Genomic DNA, 13225 nt, shown 5'->3' on the forward strand with positions numbered 1-13225 from the left:
TTTTGGGGCCTGCCGCCTTCGGCGGCCGGGCCCTTGCCGGGCTCGCAGGTCTGCTCGGCCCTGCGCCAGCAAGCTGGCTGGGTCTGGCCTGCGGCCACCCTTTCAGGCCCCTAGGCCGGCGGGCCTTCGGCCCTTTTACTGTAGGTTGAAACCTACAGCCATACAACAACCCCATTCTACATCTATAGTGCAGAGAGGATTAAAATCCTCTCCCGCTTTGAACAAGGGTTATTTTTTCTTCCGTAGTTTGATTTTGTTTTTTTCTCCCCCATAAATTTCATCAGCAAACAAGGGCTTTAGCCCGCCAGTTTGCCCAGTCTACAAGCATGGGCTTCAGCCTATGGGCCCAAAACCGCCCAACCGCCGAAGAAAACAGCCAAAAGAAAAAGACTGTTGAGCGGCCACAACAAGCCCTTTAGGGCGCAGTTCGACGACCAAGGGGAGTAACCGTAGCGCCGCAAGGCGAAGCCGCAGCGGAGGCCCCAAAAAAAACGCCTACTCCTTATAGCAGGAATAGGCATTTTGTATAGAAAGCTGAGGCTAGCGCTTAGTGTCCTCCACCTGTGGGGGCGGCATGGCTAGCGGTATCAATAAGGTAAGGTTCTACGAAGGGGTGCATGATCAAGAAAACGATGGCTCCGGCAAAGAAACCCAAAAGGGCCAACCAGGCAATTTTCTTCATATACCACATAAAGTCGATTTTTTCCATACCCATAGCGGCCACACCAGCGGCAGAACCAATGATGAGCATAGATCCTCCGGTACCGGCAGAATAGGCCAAGAAATGCCAGAGTTTGTGGTCCATCACATACTCTTCGGTAGAGTACATCCCCATAGCGGCGGCCACCAAAGGCACATTATCAATTAGGGCAGAACCGAGGCCCAAAATAGCCACTACAAGGTCCAAACCAACTACACCGGGTAGGTATTCTTTTTCAGAAGGGAAGACGCCGTTCATGGCTTCGGCCAAATCCTTAAGTACATTGAGGGACTCTAGAGAGGCTACGGCCATCAAGATACCGAGGAAGAAAAGGATACTAGACATCTCGATACGAGAAAGGGCGTGGTGAGCAGAGTATTTCTACTTATCTTCAAATTCTTCATCGGGGTGAAGGTACTCTGAGATCAACCAAACAATCCCCAAAGAAAGCATCATGCCCACATAGGGAGGAAGATGCGTTACCGTTTTGAAAATAGGGACGAAAACCAGACCGGCCAAACCAGCAATAAGCATAGTGTCGGCCCCTTTGATTTTTGGGTTTTTCTCTCCCGCATGATTGTCAGAAGTATCGGCAGGGGTGATGTTTCCTTTCATATAAGGCATAGCCGCCATCACGGCTGTAGGAATAATTGCACAGGCAATAGAAGGGAGCAAAAGTGCCAAGACCAAACCAGAAACCGAAATACGGTCACCAATCCAGAGCATAGTGGTGGTTACATCTCCAATTGGCGACCAAGCACCGCCCGCATTGGCAGCAATAACGCCCAAACTGATGAAATAAATGCGCTCTTCTTTAACGGGCACCAATTTGCGAAGCAAAGACACCACTACAATCGTACAAGCGAGGTTGTCTAGGGTTGCAGAAAGGAAAAAGGCCAAAGGCATCACCATCCAAAGCATCGTCGATTTTTTGGTCGTCTTGATGCGATCGGTAATCGCTCCAAAACCACCATGCAAGTCAATTAGCTCTACAATTGTCATGGCGCCGATCAGGAAGATGAGAATTTCGGCAGTTTTACCAATATGATGAAGCAGAATATTATCGAGGGCCGCTTCATGTCCATGATGATCAAAAACCTCGAGATGGCCCAAAGAAACGAAAGCCCAACAGAGGGCCGCCATAATAAGAGCAGGTACCGTTTTATCTAGCTTGAGCGGATGCTCAAACACAATGGCCACATAACCAATGATAAAACTTAAGATAACGGAAAAGAGCATAATTTAATTTATTAGGAATAGTAAGTGAAAATGCATTCGTATCCGCTAAAAATAGTGATTTTGATTTGATTGGGGCATTGGGGGCCAAGTTTTTTTTGGCAATATAATTTAATGCCCACACAAAAGTTTGTTTGTCAGTTGTTTAGAGCGGGTCTAAAAGCTAAAGCCCTCTTAAGGTTTCCTTAAGAGAGCCGGTTCTGACAGCTTAGTCCGCCGCCGATTATTTCTTTTCAATGGCCTCAAAGGAAGCCAAAATCCCTTTGATCAGGGCCGAGCTAAAGCCCGAATGCTCCATTTCATTGAGGCCCACAATGGTGCAGCCTCTGGGCGTAGTGACCTTATCAATTTCTTCTTCCGGGTGTTTGCCGCCTTGCAAAAGGAGCTCGGCTGCCCCCTTGGTGGTTTGGGTAACAATCTTTTTGGCCGTTTGGGCATCAAAGCCCAGCTGAATGCCGCCCTGCACCATGGCGCGAATAAAACGAAGCACATAGGCAACTCCACAAGCCCCCAAAATAGTGGCGGCTTCCATCAGTTCTTCTTCTATCCAAATCGCTACGCCAATGGCTTCAAAAATGCGGCCCACCGATTTTTGCTGCTGCAAACTACAGTTTTTTTGGGCCAAACAACTAAGCGATTCGCTCACATCGGCTGCCGTATTGGGCATGGCCCGCACTAGCGGCTGCTCTTCGGGCAGATGTTGGCCCAAACGCTCCAAACTTAGGCCGGTGGCCAAAGAAACCACCATCTGCTGCGGCCCTAAGTTGGGGGCAATTTCGGCCAATACCTTGGGCATAACATAGGGCTTTAGGCCCAAAATGATAATATCAGCCCCCCGAATGGCCTCCAAATTATCCGAAAAGGTCTGTACGCCTAGCTCAGCCAAGGGCTGTAGGGCCCAAAGCGAACGCCGACTGGCCCGAATCTGCTGGGGCGCCTGCCCACTGGCCAATAATCCCTTAATAATGGCACTGCCCAAGTTTCCACAACCCACTAAAGCAATTGTTTGCATAATGAAAATTTAAATGTATGCTGATCCAGTAAAATAAAGTCCTTTACCTTATATATGATGTTTTTTTGGGGCTTGCCCGCCCTGCGGCCGGGCCGGGCTGTGTCGCAGCTCGCAGGTCTGCTCGGCCCTTCGCTTTTTTCGCTTTGCTCAAAAAGCTCGGTCTGGCCTTCGGCCACTGCTATCCATCCCTAAGCCTGCGGCCCTTCGGGCCTGCAAAACGCAGCCGGCTAGCTTTTGGCCCAATATCCGAAGCTAGTTAATTTATGCCAAGGCTTGGCATAAAAAGCAGAAAAACCGAAAATCAATTTTTTTGTTGTAAATTGGCGAAACAGACATTTCTCCGAGAGCAACGCTCTCTTCAAACTATTGGACCAAAAGGACAGCCCAAAATTGGTCCCCAAAATCTCTTTATTTAATTTATGGATTACATGAACAGCTCAGCCAATGAGGCCTTGGCTCTTATTCAGGAGTCTGCCCGCAACTTTGCCGAAAAACATATTCGCCCCGACATGATGGATTGGGATGAACGCCAGTATTTTCCCAAAGACCTTTTCCAGAAAATGGGAGAACAAGGGTTTATGGGCGTTTTGGTGCCCGAAGAATATGGCGGAACAGGCCTAGGCTACCAAGAGTATATTACCGTGATCGAGGAAGTATCTCAGGTCTGTAGCTCTATCGGCTTGTCTTTGGCAGCCCACAACTCTTTAGGAACCAACCATATTTTGATGTTTGGCAATGAGGAGCAAAAGAAAAAGTATTTACCCAAGTTGGCCAGTGGCGAACATGTTGCTTTTTGGGGACTTACCGAGGCCAATACGGGCTCTGATGCTATGCGTATGCAATGTACAGCAGAAAAAGATGGCGATTATTATATCATTAACGGGACCAAAAACTGGATTACTCACGGCATCAGTGGCGATGTTGGGGTGGTGCTTGTCCGTACAGGCGACCTACTCGATAGCCGCGGCATTAGTGCTTTTGTTATTGAGCGCAATATGCAAGGCTTTTCTGCTGGTAAGAAGGAGAATAAGCTTGGTATGCGCGCCTCTGAAACTGCCGAATTGGTCTTTGAAAATTGCCGAGTACACAAGAGTCAGTTGCTAGGCAATGAGGGCGAAGGCTTTATCCAAGCCATGAAAATTCTAGATGGTGGCCGCATTTCTATTGCTGCCCTTTCTCTAGGTATTGCTAAAGGCGCTTATAAGGCGGCCCTAAAGTACTCTAAAGAAAGAGAGCAGTTTGGCAAAGCCATTTCTAAGTTCCAGGCCATTGCCTTCAAACTTGCCGATATGGCCACAGAAATTGAAGCCGCCGAATTGCTTACGCGCAAGGCGGGTTATCTTAAAGATAATCATTTGCCTGTGACCAAAATCTCGGCTATGGCTAAATATATGGCCTCTGAGGTTTGTGTAAAAGTAGCCACCGATAGTATTCAGGTACATGGCGGTTATGGCTATACTAAAGACTTCCCCGTAGAGAAGTTTTTCCGAGATTCTAAACTCTGTACTATTGGAGAAGGCACCTCTGAAATTCAGAAGTTAGTTATTTCTCGCTCTTTACTAAAAGACTAGTCTACTATATAAGCTGCTCTTTTATGGGCCAAGAAAGGAGACCGATTTATCGGTCTCCTTTTTTTTGCCTGCCGAAGCCGAATGCCCAGCCCAAGCTCTGCGGTGGAGCCGGCTGAGGGATAGATAGCAGTGGCCCGAAGGGCCAGACCCAGCTTTTTGAGCAAAGCGAAAAAAGCGCAGGGCCGAGCAGGCTTGCGAGCTGCGACATAGCCCGACCCGCCCGCAGGGCGGGGCAGCCCCAAAAAAATAAAAAAATAAGCGACCTTAAACCCTTGGCGAGAGCTTGCGTCTGAGGTACAAATCTTATCCTCAAAAAATGAATTTTATGAAAAACCTACTGATGTTAATTGGCTTTGGATTGATTGCTTTGAATGTTCAGGCACAAGACCAAAAAGAAAAAAAAGAGCGTTTGTCTCCAGAAGAGCGTTTTGAAAAAGTAGATGCCAACCAAGATGGGCAGATTTCTCAGGCAGAGGCCAAAGGTCGCCTCAAGAAGAATTTTGACAAAATTGATAGCGACCAAAATGGCTTTATTACTCTAGAAGAACTAAAGAATAAACCTAAGGGGAAGGGCAAAGGCAAAGGCAAGCGTTTTGAGAAGCTAGATGCTGACCAAGACGGGCAGATTTCTGAGGCGGAAGCCAAAGGCCCCATCAAAAAGAATTTTGCAACAATTGACAGCAACCAAGACGGCTTCATTAGCAAAGAGGAGTTGAAGGCGGCTCCAAAATCGGCCAAAAGAAAAGCACGGAAAAAAAATAAAAACTAGAATAGGGTAAAAAGGGATTTTTGTTTTCTATTTAGATCAAGAGGAGCTTCGGCGCCTCTTTTTTTATGTCTGTGCGACAGATAGTAGGAGGGGGGGGAAAGAGAAAGATAAAAAGGCGCAAAGGGAAAACGTTCCCTTTGCGCCTAAGTTGTTGGTTATAAGTAATTTATTGCTCGATAGCTTTGAGTCCAGGCAATTCATTTCCTTGCAAATACTCTAGGGTAGCGCCGCCGCCAGTAGACAGATGGCTCACGGCATGGGCTTTACCCAATTTTTTGAGTGCGGCCACGGAATCTCCGCCACCGACCAAAGAAAATGCGCCTTTTTGAGTTGCTTCTACAACAGCTTGGCCGAGCTTTTTGGTCCCTTCGGCAAAGGCGGCAAACTCAAAAACGCCCATGGGGCCATTCCATAAGATGGAGGCGGCCTGTTGAATTTCGGAGATAAAGGCGGTTTGGGCCTTTGGTCCAATATCTAGGCCCATCCAACCAGTGGGAATATTTTTATTATCGGCCAATTTTTTTTCTGCCGTAGCCGAAAACTCATTAGCGATATAAGAATCTTCGGGGAGAAGTACTTTAATGCCCTTTTGGGCTGCTTTTTCTAGGAATTTTTTGGCCAAATCTAGCTTGTCGTCTTCTACCAAAGAAGCGCCAATTTCTGCGCCTTGTGCTTTGAGCAGGGTATAGGCCATACCGCCACCAATGAGTAGAACATCTACCTTTTCCACTAATTTTTCGAGCAGTAAAATTTTATCAGAGACTTTGGCGCCGCCAACGATGGCCAGATAGGGGCGTTTGGGTTCATGCAATAACTTATTGGCCTGTTCTACTTCTTTTTGCATCAGCAGGCCGATGGCTTTGGCTTGGGGCAGAAAGAAATCGGCCACAACAGCGGTAGAGGCATGGGCGCGGTGGGCGGTACCAAAGGCATCATTGATATAAACATCGGCTAGGGCGGCCAATTCTGCGGCAAAGGCTTTATCGCCTTTTTTTTCTTCTTTATAGAAGCGAGTATTTTCTAGGAGTAGAATTTGGCCATTTTGTAAATTGGCGGCGGCGGCTTGCACCTCTGGGCCAATACAATCTTGCTGGAAAAAAACGGTTTGGTCTAAAAGTTCGGATAGGCGTTGGGCGATAGGGGCCAAAGAAAAACGTTGTCGATCGATATTGCCATTGGGCAGGCGTTTTTTATCTGGTCGGCCCAAATGCGAGCAAAGAATCAGGCGGCCCCCTTTTTTTATCAAATACTTGATGGTGGGTAGGGCGGCTAAAATTCTAGAGTCGTCGCTAATATTTTGCTCGCCATCTAGGGGACAATTAAGGTCTAGGCGAACTAAAATGCGTTTATTGGATAAAGAAAGGTCGCTAAGCTTCAAAGCAAAAAGATTTTGGTCAAAAAAAAGGCGGCCTTTAAGGCCGCCACAATATTAAGATTTTTTGGCTAAAAAGAGAGCAGTTTCGGCCAATCGGTTGGCATAGCCTGATTCATTATCGTACCAAGCCACTAGGCGAACTAGGGGACCTTGTTGGTTGGTCAGTGGGGCATCGAAGATGCAAGAGTGGGGATTGCCAACAATATCGGAAGAGACCAAAGGGGCTTCGCTATAGGCCAGAATGCCTTTAAAGTCGCCTTGGGCGGCGGCTTTATAGACGGCATTGATTTCCTCGATACTAGCGTTACTTTTGGGCAAAATGGTGAGGTCGATCAGAGAGCCGGTGGGTACGGGTACTCGCATAGCGGCGGCAGAAATTTTTCCTTTTAGCTCGGGCAAAACCAATTGGACCGCATTGGCGGCGCCGGTGCTGGTGGGCACAATATTGAGGGCGGCGGCACGGGCGCGGCGGAGGTCGGAGTGGGGCGCATCCTGTAGATTTTGGTCTGCGGTATAGGCGTGGACCGTTTCCATGATGGCATGTTCGATGCCCCAGCTATCATTAAATATTTTGAGGATAGGGGCTAGGCAATTGGTGGTACAAGAGGCATTAGAGTAAACTAGTTGGTTGCTAATGACTTCATTTTGGTTGATTCCTTGTACGATAGTGGGAATGCCTTCACTTTTGGCGGGAGCGGAGAGCAGGACCTTTTTGGCTCCGGCTTGTATATGTTGTAGGGCTTTCTCTCGGGTTCTGAAGATGCCGGTACATTCTAGGACCATATCGATCTCTAGGGATGTCCAGGGGAGGGCCTTGGGGTTGCGTTCGGCTAGAATTTGGATCTTCTGCCCATTGATGAGGAGCTGGTCCTCTTCCAACTGAACTGTACCTTGATACGTTCCTTGGCTAGAATCATATTGGAAAAGGTGAGCTAGGCTGCTGGCTGGGGCGAGATCATTGATAGCTACAATTTGAATTTCAGGCATTTGGAGTAGGCGGCGGCAGGCTAGGCGGCCAATGCGGCCAAAGCCATTGATGGCTAAGCGTATTTTGTTCATATTGATTTTTACTTTGTTGTGAGCAAATTTTCTGCATCTTGCATTGAAGCAAGAAAGATAAGTTAGAAAAAAAGTTTAGCTAGAGAAAGTTTTTTTGCGGAATATTTTATTGGTCCAGTTGAGAAGGCGGCGCAGCCGCCGCCGGGGAGCGCAGCGACCGGCTGAGGGATGGATAGCAGTGGCCGCAGGCCAGACCCAGTTTTTGAGCGTAGCGAAAAAACGCAGGGCCGAGCGAGCAGCGAGCTGCGACACAGCCCGACCCGCCCAAAGGGCGGGGCAGCCCCAAAAAAAGCGGATAAAATGGGACTAAATTTATAGACAGTAGTATTTAAAGAACTTCTTTATTAGCTTTGCGGACTTGGAGCGAATGCGTTCAATTAAAACTAGAAGAAACATCCATGATGGAAGAAAACAACTTGGCGGCGGCCAAAAAGCAGGAGTTAGCGTTTAGCCTTTTGGAGGTTATTGGTAGTCTTTGGCGTTGGAAAAAGGGGCTAATTATTTTTGTCATTTCGGCTATGGTCTTAACGGCTGTGGTCAGTTTGATGATTCCGAATTATTATAAGGCGCAGGTCACGATTATGCCGGCCAATGAGGAGAAAGATTTGTTTGGTTCTCAGACGAAGAACAATGGTTTGTATGGGGATGAGGATGCGGTGGATCGTTCGATTATTTTTGCCAATTCCTCGCCTTTGGTGGCTTTTATGGTGGATAGTTTTAAGTTGGCGGAGCGTTATGCGATTAATGCGGCTACGCCTAAGGGGGAGTATAAGGTGGCCCAGCGTTTTCGGAAATTGTATCAGGTGAAAAAGAATGAATTTTCGGGGATTGAGATCAGTTTGGAGGATCGGGATGCGGCCAAGGCGGCGGAGATGCTTGGGGCGGTTTTGGCCAAATTGGAGGCGATACACAAGCGGGCGACGGGGCCGAGCAAGCGGCAGTTGTTGGGGACCTATGAGCAGGCCTTGAAGGATAAGCGGGAAGAGCTGCGTCGGATTTCGGATAGCTTGTATATATTGCGTGCGCGATATAAGATTTATGATGTGAAGCGGCAGGGCGAACTTTTGGCTTCTGCCTTGGTAAAAACGCAGGCCAAATTGGCTGAGGGCGAGGCGAAAATGCAGGCCTTTAAGTTGGTGGGGCGTAAAGACTCGGTGGCGGTTATTTCGGCGCAGATTGCGGGTTATCGAGAGCAGCTCAAGCAATTGAATGAGGAATCGGATACCATACAATCGGCCATTAACCTAAAGGCCTATAATGAGGGGCGGGAGCGAATTTTGGCCTATGAAAACGAAGTTGAAAACCTAACCGATGACATTGGGGAGATTCGTTCGGAGTTTGCCAAATTTAAGGCGCAGGCGGCTAGTCAGGCCAGCTCTATTATTGTTTTGGAGGAGGTAGAGGTTCCTAAAGTGAAGTCTTATCCTCGTCGCTCTTTATTTGTATTGGGGGCGGGCGTTTTGGCCCTAATTATTGGGGTGATGGCTGTTTTGGTCTTAGAACTCAACCGAAAAATTGACTGGAAAGAAGTGCTCAATGCCTAAATTTAGCTTAGATTTTACGATTCATCCGCGTTTGCAGCCCATTAAGCAGCAGCTTTTTTGGGCCTTGGCGGCTTTAAGTCTGCTCGCTATCTTGGCCAGTTTACTTTTGGAGGAGCTGGTCTTTTTGGCCCTGCCCTTTGGGGTTTTGTTGGCCTATCAGGCCTTGGTAGATTATCGGGTCATTTACTATTTGTTGTTTACCACTTTGCCGCTTTCTACGGAGGTGTTTTTTAGTGATAGCTTGGCTACCGATTTACCCACCGAGCCGCTGATTGTGGGGGTGCTTTTACTTTATATTCTCTTGGTTTTGACCAAGCCCAAAACGATTTCGGGGGCTTTTTGGCTGCATCCGCTTAGCCTGCTGCTCATTTTGCATTTTGCCTGGACCGCCTTTAGCTGTTTGCTCTCTGATAGCTTTACAATTTCGCTAAAGTTTACCCTCGCCAAGCTGTGGTATATTGGTTGTTTTTATTTTATGACCGGGCATTTGATTCGCAAAGAGAAGCAGTTGCATCATTTGTGGTGGTGGGTGATAGTTCCCTTGGCTTTTGCTAGCTTTAAGGTGGTGGCGCATCATGCTTTGCTCGATTTTGGCTTTAAGGAGATTAACCGAGCGACCAGCCCGTTTTTCCGAAACCATGTAAACTATGCGGCGGTGCTGACCTTCTTTTTGCCCATTCTCTACTTTTTTGGGCGCAACCTGAAAAAATGGTCTTGGGGGCAGCTCTTTATTGGGGCCTCTTTTTGCCTCTTCTTTTTTGGTATGCTAACGGCCTACACCCGGGCGGCCTATGTTTCTTTGGTCCTTGCTGTTGTGGCCTATTTTATTATCCAGTTCAAATTGATGCGTTGGGCGCTTTTGGGGGCGAGTTTGGCCGTGCTTTTGGCTTTTGGCTACCTCATTAAGGACAATAATTTTATGGAATTGGCTCCTTCAGAACGGACCATCTCGCATAAAGAATTTGGCGATATTGTAGCCGCTACTTACAAACTAGAAGATGTATCGACTTCGGAGCGCTATTACCGTTGGGTAGCCGGTGCAAGGATGTCGACAGAGGCCCCTTGGGTCGGTTTTGGCCCAGGTACTTTTTATACTTACTACAAGCAATATAGCCTCAATCGGTTTCAGACCTATGTGTCGGATAATCCCGAACGCTCAGGGATTCACAACTACTTTTTGATGTTGTTGGTGGAACAGGGCTATTTGGGTATGTTGCTCTTCATTTTTTTCTTATTCTATGGCCTTATTTTAGGCGAAAAGGTCTATCATCAAAGTCAAGATGCTCGACAAAAGCGAGCGACTATGGGCCTAATGATGATGCTCGTGATTATCTCGGCCTTTTTGCTGATGAACGACCTCATTGAAACGGATAAGGTGGGTAGCTTTTTCTTTTTTGCCATGGCCATTTTGGTCAATTTTGACCTCCGTAACCGCCGGCTGCTAAATTCCCCCAAAGATGTCTCTCAATAGTTTTTTACGCTCTTTCAAACTAACTTATCAGCTGAGTAATATCCTGAACCGCTCTAAGTTGGAGTATTTGCGCCCCTTATACAAAAAGTACGGCATCAAAAAGGCACCATATGCCCCTATTTCCTATGCCGATTTTAAGGATTTACCACAGGATGATCTCCCTTTTTGGGACCGCCATTCTTTGGCCCAAGCAGCCGATGAAAATGCCGATTTTCAGGCTTTTTCGCCCCTGATTCGGGAGGGTGTTCGCTCTTGGTCCGAAAAAGGCTATGCCATTATTCCAGGCTATTTTGCCCAAGAGGCCGAGGCTGTCAATCAGGAAATTGAGCAGTTATTGGCCCAGAAAAAAATTGCTTTTCGCTATGGCAACAAGCTGATGTTTGTCTGGAAAAAATCGCCTTTGATTGCCAGTTTGGGCCAAAAGCCAGAGCTTATCCGCCTGCTTTCTTTTTTGTTGGGCCGGCCTGTAGAGCTCTTCCAATCGATCAACTTTTTGCAGGGCAGCGAGCAGCGGGCGCATTCCGATTTGATCCATATGACCACTCATCCGCTGCATAACCTGATTGCTGTTTGGATTGCCCTAGAAGATATTAAAATTCCGCAAGGGGCTCTATTTTACTACCCCGGCAGCCATAAATTGCCCTTTGTCTCTAAGCTTGATTTTGAGCATGGGGGCAGCGCTTTTCGCCTCGGCAAAAATGCCTACAAAGCCTATGAGGATAAAATTGAGGCCCAAATCAGTGCAAAACAACTGAAAAAAGAATATTTTGAGGCAAAAAAGGGGGACATCCTAATTTGGCATGCCAATTTATTGCATGGGGGCAGCCCCATTGCCTCGGCCGAGCTTAGCCGCAAAAGCATGGTTTTTCATTATTACGCAAAAGACGTCATTCGCTATCATGAAATTAGTGAGCGACCAAGTTTAATGCAGTAATTTTGGGGCCTCCCGCCTTTGGCGGGCGCTACGTTTCGGGGCTCGCAGGTCTGCTCGGCCCTTCGCCGCTTTCAGCGGCTCGGTCTGGCCTTTGGCCCCCCCTGCACATCGCTAGGCCAAAAAAGCGGGCCAAGGCCCGGAGCGCAGGCGGCCAAGCCGCCTGCCCAGAAAAACTAGATTTTGGCCCAAAATCTGAAGCAGCAGCCCTTTTTCCATGAGTTCATAAAAAGAAGTAAATGTATCAAGCACTTATTGCCCAAGAAAAGAAATTAGCCGTTATTGGTTTAGGTTATGTGGGCTTGCCCATCGCCTTGGCCTTTGCCAAAAAACTATCGGTTATTGGTTTTGACATCAATGCCGAAAGAGTGGCCCAAATGCAGCAGCAGCAAGACCCCTCTAAGGAGTTGGATGCCCAAGCTTTTGAAGGAGCCGATATTGTCTTTAGCCATGAGCTAGAGGATTTGCGCCAAGCCCATTTTTATGTGGTGGCCGTGCCTACTCCTATTGATAGCCATCGTAGCCCCAATCTTCATCCTTTGCTCTCGGCCTCCAAAACGGTGGGCCAAGTATTAAAGAAAGGAGACTACGTCGTTTTTGAGTCTACCGTTTATCCTGGTTGCACCGAAGAAGATTGTATCCCTATCCTAGAAGCCAAATCGGGCCTAAAGGCGGGCCTAGATTTTAAAGTGGGCTATTCGCCCGAGCGCATTAACCCCGGAGACAAGGAGCGCACCATCGAGAAGATTATTAAGGTGGTTTCTGGAAATGATGAAGAGGCCCTAGAAAATATTGCCCAAACCTATGAGCTCATTATTGAGGCAGGGGTGCATCGGGCCAGCAGCATCAAGGTAGCCGAGGCCGCCAAGGTTATTGAAAACACCCAGCGCGACCTCAACATTGCTTTGATGAATGAGTTGTCTATCATTTTTGATAAAATGGATATCAATACCTATGAGGTTTTGAAAGCCGCGGGGACCAAATGGAACTTCCTCAATTTTTATCCGGGCCTAGTGGGCGGCCACTGTATTGGGGTAGACCCTTATTACTTGACCTATAAAGCGCAGCAGCTCAATTATAACCCCCAAGTAATTTTGAGTGGCCGCCGCATCAATGATAATATGGCCGAATATGTGGCCAAAAAGGCCTTGCAATTTATTTTGCAGACCGATACGCATCCCAAATCGGCCAAGGTGTTGGTGAAGGGCATTACTTTTAAGGAAAATGTAGCGGATATTCGCAACTCTAAAGTAGCGGATTTGATTTTGGCCCTAAAAGATTATGCCTTGCAAGTAGAGGTGGTTGACCCCTATGCCGCAGCCGATGAGGTGGCCCATGAATACGGCATCGAATTGGCCCAAGAGGTCGGAACAGACTACGATGTTGTCATTGTGGCTGTAGCCCATGAGGAATACAAGCAGCTAGATGCCGTTTATTTTCGTTCTATAAGCAAAGGGGGCGCGCCTATTTTGGACCTCAAAAACCTATATGCGAATTGGGCTGAAGATTTGCCTGTTCGCTGGACACTTTAGGCTAATTAGGACCATAAAGTTGGAT

The 13225-nt window shown here is 47.6% G+C and carries 9 protein-coding genes and 1 pseudogene; 6 read left to right on the top strand and 4 right to left on the bottom strand.

Features of this window, described 5'->3' with window-relative positions; translation table 11 throughout:
* Positions 1 to 547: 547 nt before the first annotated feature.
* Both nhaD and proC read right to left on the bottom strand, forming a co-directional pair.
* Positions 548 to 1939 (bottom strand): annotated as a pseudogene (nhaD, locus tag SAPGRDRAFT_RS23855) (sodium:proton antiporter NhaD).
* A 220-nt stretch (positions 1940 to 2159) separates the two neighbouring features.
* Positions 2160 to 2948 carry a pyrroline-5-carboxylate reductase gene (gene proC / locus SAPGRDRAFT_RS17385; RefSeq protein ID WP_002660669.1) on the bottom strand — a complete coding sequence of 263 codons (789 nt, stop codon included), beginning with the start codon at positions 2946 to 2948 and terminating at the stop codon, positions 2160 to 2162.
* 428 nt (positions 2949 to 3376) lie between these two features.
* Here proC and SAPGRDRAFT_RS17390 point away from each other — a divergent pair, with 428 nt between their 5' ends.
* Together SAPGRDRAFT_RS17390 and SAPGRDRAFT_RS17400 are read left to right on the top strand one after the other, a co-directional pair.
* Positions 3377 to 4519 carry an acyl-CoA dehydrogenase family protein gene (locus tag SAPGRDRAFT_RS17390; RefSeq protein WP_037350929.1) on the top strand — a complete coding sequence of 381 codons (1143 nt, stop codon included), beginning with the start codon at positions 3377 to 3379 and terminating at the stop codon, positions 4517 to 4519.
* A gap of 325 nt (positions 4520 to 4844) precedes the next feature.
* Positions 4845 to 5288: an EF-hand domain-containing protein gene (locus SAPGRDRAFT_RS17400; protein ID WP_002660673.1), complete on the top strand. Its 444-nt coding sequence runs from the start codon at positions 4845 to 4847 to the stop codon at positions 5286 to 5288.
* A gap of 166 nt (positions 5289 to 5454) precedes the next feature.
* Here the strand turns inward: SAPGRDRAFT_RS17400 and SAPGRDRAFT_RS17405 are convergent, their stop codons facing one another.
* Positions 5455 to 6666 (bottom strand): phosphoglycerate kinase, encoded by a 1212-nt coding sequence (locus SAPGRDRAFT_RS17405; RefSeq protein WP_002660675.1) that lies wholly within the window; start codon positions 6664 to 6666, stop codon positions 5455 to 5457.
* Between the two features lie 51 nt (positions 6667 to 6717).
* Positions 6718 to 7722 (bottom strand): type I glyceraldehyde-3-phosphate dehydrogenase, encoded by a 1005-nt coding sequence (gene gap, locus SAPGRDRAFT_RS17410; RefSeq protein ID WP_002660677.1) that lies wholly within the window; start codon positions 7720 to 7722, stop codon positions 6718 to 6720.
* A 398-nt stretch (positions 7723 to 8120) separates the two neighbouring features.
* On the opposite strand from gap, the gene SAPGRDRAFT_RS17415 reads away from it, so the two are divergent.
* The 4 genes from SAPGRDRAFT_RS17415 (at position 8121) to SAPGRDRAFT_RS17435 (ending at position 13200) form a co-directional block, all read left to right on the top strand.
* Entirely contained in the window at positions 8121 to 9266 is a 1146-nt protein-coding gene (locus SAPGRDRAFT_RS17415; RefSeq protein WP_002660679.1) for a Wzz/FepE/Etk N-terminal domain-containing protein, read from the top strand.
* Positions 9259 to 10737, top strand: a complete 1479-nt coding sequence (locus SAPGRDRAFT_RS17420; RefSeq protein ID WP_002660680.1) for an O-antigen ligase family protein — start codon at positions 9259 to 9261, stop codon at positions 10735 to 10737. The genes SAPGRDRAFT_RS17415 and SAPGRDRAFT_RS17420 overlap by 8 nt, the downstream gene beginning before the upstream one ends.
* Positions 10724 to 11671, top strand: coding sequence for a phytanoyl-CoA dioxygenase family protein (locus SAPGRDRAFT_RS17425; protein ID WP_002660682.1), 948 nt, complete (start codon positions 10724 to 10726; stop codon positions 11669 to 11671). The genes SAPGRDRAFT_RS17420 and SAPGRDRAFT_RS17425 overlap by 14 nt, the downstream gene beginning before the upstream one ends.
* Before the next feature lie 236 nt (positions 11672 to 11907).
* Entirely contained in the window at positions 11908 to 13200 is a 1293-nt protein-coding gene (locus tag SAPGRDRAFT_RS17435; protein ID WP_002660684.1) for a nucleotide sugar dehydrogenase, read from the top strand.
* Positions 13201 to 13225 lie beyond the last annotated feature (25 nt).

The sequence above is a fragment of the Saprospira grandis DSM 2844 genome (assembly GCF_000275825.1).
GTDB lineage: Bacteria > Bacteroidota > Bacteroidia > Chitinophagales > Saprospiraceae > Saprospira > Saprospira grandis_A.